Source organism: Williamwhitmania sp. (genome assembly GCA_035529935.1).
Classification (GTDB): Bacteria; Bacteroidota; Bacteroidia; order Bacteroidales; family Williamwhitmaniaceae; genus Williamwhitmania.
Map to the genome: position 1 here is coordinate 1 of DATKVT010000135.1, position 4,240 is coordinate 4,240.

At 40.4% G+C, this 4,240-nt stretch carries 4 protein-coding genes and 5 tRNA genes; all 9 read left to right on the forward strand.

From position 1 onward, the window contains the following. Window positions 1-244: 244 nt before the first annotated feature. The 9 genes from VMW01_10425 (at window position 245) to VMW01_10465 (ending at window position 3,933) form a co-directional block, all read left to right on the forward strand. Window positions 245-454 carry a hypothetical protein gene (locus VMW01_10425; protein HUW06669.1) on the forward strand — a complete coding sequence of 70 codons (210 nt, stop codon included), beginning with the start codon at window positions 245-247 and terminating at the stop codon, window positions 452-454. Beyond that, window positions 448-1,320 (forward strand): metallophosphoesterase, encoded by an 873-nt coding sequence (locus tag VMW01_10430; protein HUW06670.1) that lies wholly within the window; start codon window positions 448-450, stop codon window positions 1,318-1,320. Before VMW01_10425 ends, VMW01_10430 begins: the two co-directional genes overlap by 7 nt. Next, the gene (locus VMW01_10435; protein HUW06671.1) at window positions 1,307-1,837 is read left to right on the forward strand and encodes a hypothetical protein; all 531 of its coding nucleotides are present in this window, start codon (window positions 1,307-1,309) and stop codon (window positions 1,835-1,837) included. The genes VMW01_10430 and VMW01_10435 overlap by 14 nt, the downstream gene beginning before the upstream one ends. 22 nt (window positions 1,838-1,859) lie before the next feature. After that, window positions 1,860-2,054, forward strand: coding sequence for a hypothetical protein (locus VMW01_10440; protein ID HUW06672.1), 195 nt, complete (start codon window positions 1,860-1,862; stop codon window positions 2,052-2,054). A gap of 835 nt (window positions 2,055-2,889) precedes the next feature. After that, a tRNA-Arg gene (locus tag VMW01_10445) sits at window positions 2,890-2,966 on the forward strand. 260 nt (window positions 2,967-3,226) lie between these two features. Continuing rightward, window positions 3,227-3,305: transfer RNA gene (locus VMW01_10450), tRNA-Met, on the forward strand. A 178-nt stretch (window positions 3,306-3,483) separates the two neighbouring features. Beyond that, window positions 3,484-3,562: transfer RNA gene (locus VMW01_10455), tRNA-Asp, on the forward strand. A 168-nt stretch (window positions 3,563-3,730) separates the two neighbouring features. After that, window positions 3,731-3,813, forward strand: a tRNA-Arg gene (locus VMW01_10460). Between the two features lie 25 nt (window positions 3,814-3,838). Beyond that, a tRNA-OTHER gene (locus VMW01_10465) sits at window positions 3,839-3,933 on the forward strand. The last annotated feature ends 307 nt before the right edge of the window (window positions 3,934-4,240 follow it).

A 4,240-nucleotide genomic window follows, 5' to 3' on the forward strand; every position in this document is an offset into this window, starting at 1 on the left:
TGGGAGGCTTCATAAGAAAGCAAGGGTTTAAGTCCCTAGACAGATCTTATGGGTTCGTCAGAGTGTAGGTGAACAGCACGTTTTATGAAGCCGTTTGTACCACTGAGGATGCAACACAAACAGACTTAGACGATGAGCAGGTCTATAATAGTCGGGTTGTGGCATAGATAAATGTAGGATTGGAAAACAGAATCTTGGCTACGAAGAATTCTACGCTGCTAGCTATTTTTTAAGGAGAAAGAAAATGCAGTTTACAGTTTTAGACGAAGATAAAAAGAAAATTCAGAAGTTTAGAGAAGAGCAGAACGAAATCGCTAAACGCAAGAAACTAAAATACGAACATGGCGGCGATATAACGTATTGTTTTACAACGAGTGGCATCGGAGAAATCTTTTATGTCGTTCATAATGCTACTAAAGCAAAATTGGATTTGACAAACGTAGGAACATGGTAAGTAAAATGAAATTGTTGATGTTATCAGATGTTCATCAGTTTGGCGGAAAGTGGCGACAGCTTTTTGATGCTGTTGTAGCCAAAAAGCCAAAAATAACTGCTATTGCTGGAGACTTATATCCCAAAGATAAAGGTATACGTTGTCAGGTCAATTTTATACCCAAACTGAGGAAATATGCTGAAAAAATTCGAGAGTATTCAGAATTAGTCTTTATAACAGGCAATGACGATAACAGCTTAACCTTACCAGCTATCGAGCAAGGTGAAAAAGATGGATTATGGCATTGTGTAAATGATAAAGTTGCTCGTATAAAAGGTCTTGATTTTGCCGGATGTCCTTGGGTTCCAGATTACCCATTTGGATATAAGTATTGGACTACAAGAGAGTCGCCAGAATGTTCACGAATATGTCCTACTCAATATGGCGATCCTGTTATCCTAAATGAAAATAACAAGTGGGAAACAATTAATGATCTCAAAACATACTTCCGTAGCAAAAAATCTATTCTAGAGCATCTGGAGGAGACAGCTGAGAAAATCGAAGACCCAAAAAGGACTATTTGGTTGATTCATGCCCCGCCAGCAAATCTTGGATTAGATGTTTGCGCTCATGGTGAAAGAGTTGGAAGTTATGCTATACTGAAGTTCCTAAAGGATTTTCAGCCATTACTTTCATTTCATGGCCATATTCATGAGTCGCCAGAGTATAATGGTCACAAATGGGTACAGAAACTAGATAATACATTTTGCGTACAACCCGGACAACTTGATAGGAAACTATACTATGTTGAGGTTGAAATAGTAAAAGGTAAAATAAGCGGTATGAAACATTCGATATACGGAGAGTCTAGATATGAATTTTCCTAACGATTTGAATGCATCAACTCCATTTCCGATATATGCGTATACTGAGCCAATGTTCAGAGTTACTGTATCGGTAGTTGTTTTTGTTGAAAACATGGTTGCGATGGTTAATGATCCAGTTATAAATCGTTATATTTACAACTTTCCAACAGCAACAGTAAAAGCAGGCGGTGAAACTATTCAATTTGCAGCTGTCAGAAAAGTCAAAGAAGATACTGGTATTGTTTTGCAGAAAGAGGCGCTTATTCCAGTTGATTTCAGAAATACGCCCAAAGAATATGTTGAAAGCTTGAATTCTATTGATATTGGGATGACATGTATGATTGACAAATTGACTTTAGAAGAGGCTAAGGCTAAAATACCGTTCGATTCAAATACTAATTGGTATGAAGTTGATTTTGAAGAAAAGAAAGTCAAAACAGGAAACGCTCACGCTCCATATTTGAACGATAAGAACTTTTACATGGACCAAAATGTTCTTTTTGAAAGAGCTGTTGATGTAGTTCTAATGGTTAGGTAAGTTAGGTAATTAGACAATGATATTGAATGATTTTCATAGATTTCAAAAAGAGAAAGAAGAAGTATTAGAGTTTATAAAACTAACTCCTGAAAACCCAATAAAACTTGTTGCCAAATGGGTGGTTGGAGAAGAGTTAAAAGGACAAAATCTAAAAGCAGTTTTAGAACATATGGCTGCATTGAGAAAAGCCAAGAAAACGGAAAGAAAGAAATCTTAACTTTTCCCTTGACGAAGCAGGACTTTCTTGCTATAGTATGAAGTATACAAGATGAAATAGGATTTACGAGATTTAGAGGAGACAGGAAAATTCAATTATGAACTCAAACAGACAGATGCGCAGAGATTGGGATAGCAGGACCTCGACGGGGTCTGTCTACGGAGAGTTTTGTCTCTAATGTAGATTTGGCAGCAGCCCCGTCAGGAAACTGACGGGGCTTTTTTTGTGTACTTTTTATGTACTTTTAGATCTTTGAAAACTGAATATTGACAATAAATTGGTAATTTATGTCAGTCGCCCGAATAAATATCGGAACACAGATCCGAGGCGACTTTGACATATGGAATTTTTTATGTGGGCGTAGTTTGAAGCTAAAACCACCGTATAAAACCGTTAGTTGACACGGTTCTCATGTACTTGAGATAGTTGGAACTAGGATGAACAGGTAAATATAGCAGCGTTGTTGCGTTCCCTGCGAACTAGTCATGGAAGGTTTGTAAAGAGTGTCTATTGCGATGTCGTATGTTCTCATAAGGAACTGCACGTGAAGGGTAAAGAAAATGCGTATGTCACCCGGTATCCTCGCCATGACCGACAAGATTGAGGGTATCAAATCCCTTCGCCTACACCATTTTTTATTGTAGGATGGCGGAATTACTAGACGCAACCCCAAAAACAGAGGGGCAGTTATCCTGATCAGATAACGTGTAGGTGGAAATCCTACTCCTACGACCAATTTCAGATGCAGGCGTATACCCTCTCGCTACGAACGAGTCGGAAGGTTAATTGGATTTCATGCAGGTTCGATCCCTGTCGCTTGTACCATTTTTTAGATGCGGGTATAGCTCAACTGGATAGAGCGTCTGGCTTCGAACCAGAAGGTTAGGAGTTCGAACCTCTTTACCCGTACCAATTTGCAGGGTAGACTGGAGGGTCCAGCAGGTGGCTCATAACCATCTCTACAATAGGGTCGAGTCCTATTCCCTGCTACCAATTTATACGGCAGAAGCGAGTGGCTAGCAGTCTGGCTGTCTACCAGATGTCTCATTGCGAGATTGCGGGTTCGACCCCCGTCTGTCGTGGTTTTATAGGACGGTAGTTTAAGTGGGCAAAACTTTGGACTCCAAATCCAAGATTCTCAGATCGTGGCTGAGTCGTCCTGCCAATTTTATGGCGGTATAGCTCAGCGGTTTTTAGAGCAGCACCTTCATACGGTGAAGGTCGGGGGTTCGAATCCCTCTACCGCTACCAGTTTAGAAATACAATAGTAGTACTGCAATACTAGGTAAGGATTATGCAATGTGGCCCCGCCTCGGCAGAGGAAAACCAGTGGGAGTGTTTTGTCGTCAAGACCAAAGCATAATCGAGGCTAGATAATAACTAGCAAGGAACAGGTGCAGGGTGTGGAATCCTGCCTATTGTATTTTTTGGGGGCGTAGTTCAACTGGCTAGAACACCAGCTTGTCACGCTGTGAGGTTTGAGGGTTCGAATCCCTTCGTCCCCGCCAATTTATGGAGAGACAGCGTAATTAGTAGGCTGAGAAATCGTCTATGCGCAGCGCTTATCTCCGCCAATTTCAAGAGTGTTGATAGATGGGTTCGAGTCCCATAGCAGCGTAAGGCTTCGGGCTGTTGCTGTTGGCAGGCGGTGGGGTCTGTAAAACACTCTGTTTAATGCTCCCATAGTCTAATTGGATAAGGCATCAGATTCCTAATCTGAGCGAAAGCAATGGGGGTTCGAGTCCCTCTGGGAGTACCATATTTTATTGTCAATATTCTTTTATGCAGGCGTAACCGTGGCGTGTTTTCTAAACCGTTAAACGTAATCGGAAGTTGCGGATAAAACCAAATGGGGGTTCGAGTCCCTCCGCCTGTACCATTTTTATAGGAGAACACAATGGTGTATCTTTGGCGCAAAAATAGTAAAGTATGTTATAACAAGACATGACCATGATTCATATTGTGATTATGAAACATTCTATTATGAGGATGGCAGTAAAGAGACAAAAATCCTTGCAGACCCCATGAAATCAGGCTGGGGCTTCAATTACAAAAAAGATTGGAGAGATTCTGATTTCAAAACAAAAGGTTGGGGTTCTGAGTAGGGAATATGTTATTTTTTCTAGAAGAATAACATATGAAAATCTACCGCATAGCTAAAGTATCCAATTATCAAAACTTGTTAG

Coding starts and splice junctions, on each gene's coding strand:
- VMW01_10425 (HUW06669.1), top strand. CDS start 245: ATGCAGTTTACAGTTTTAGACGAAGATAAAAAGAAAATTCAGAAGTTT.
- VMW01_10430 (HUW06670.1), top strand. CDS start 448: ATGGTAAGTAAAATGAAATTGTTGATGTTATCAGATGTTCATCAGTTT.
- VMW01_10435 (HUW06671.1), top strand. CDS start 1,307: ATGAATTTTCCTAACGATTTGAATGCATCAACTCCATTTCCGATATAT.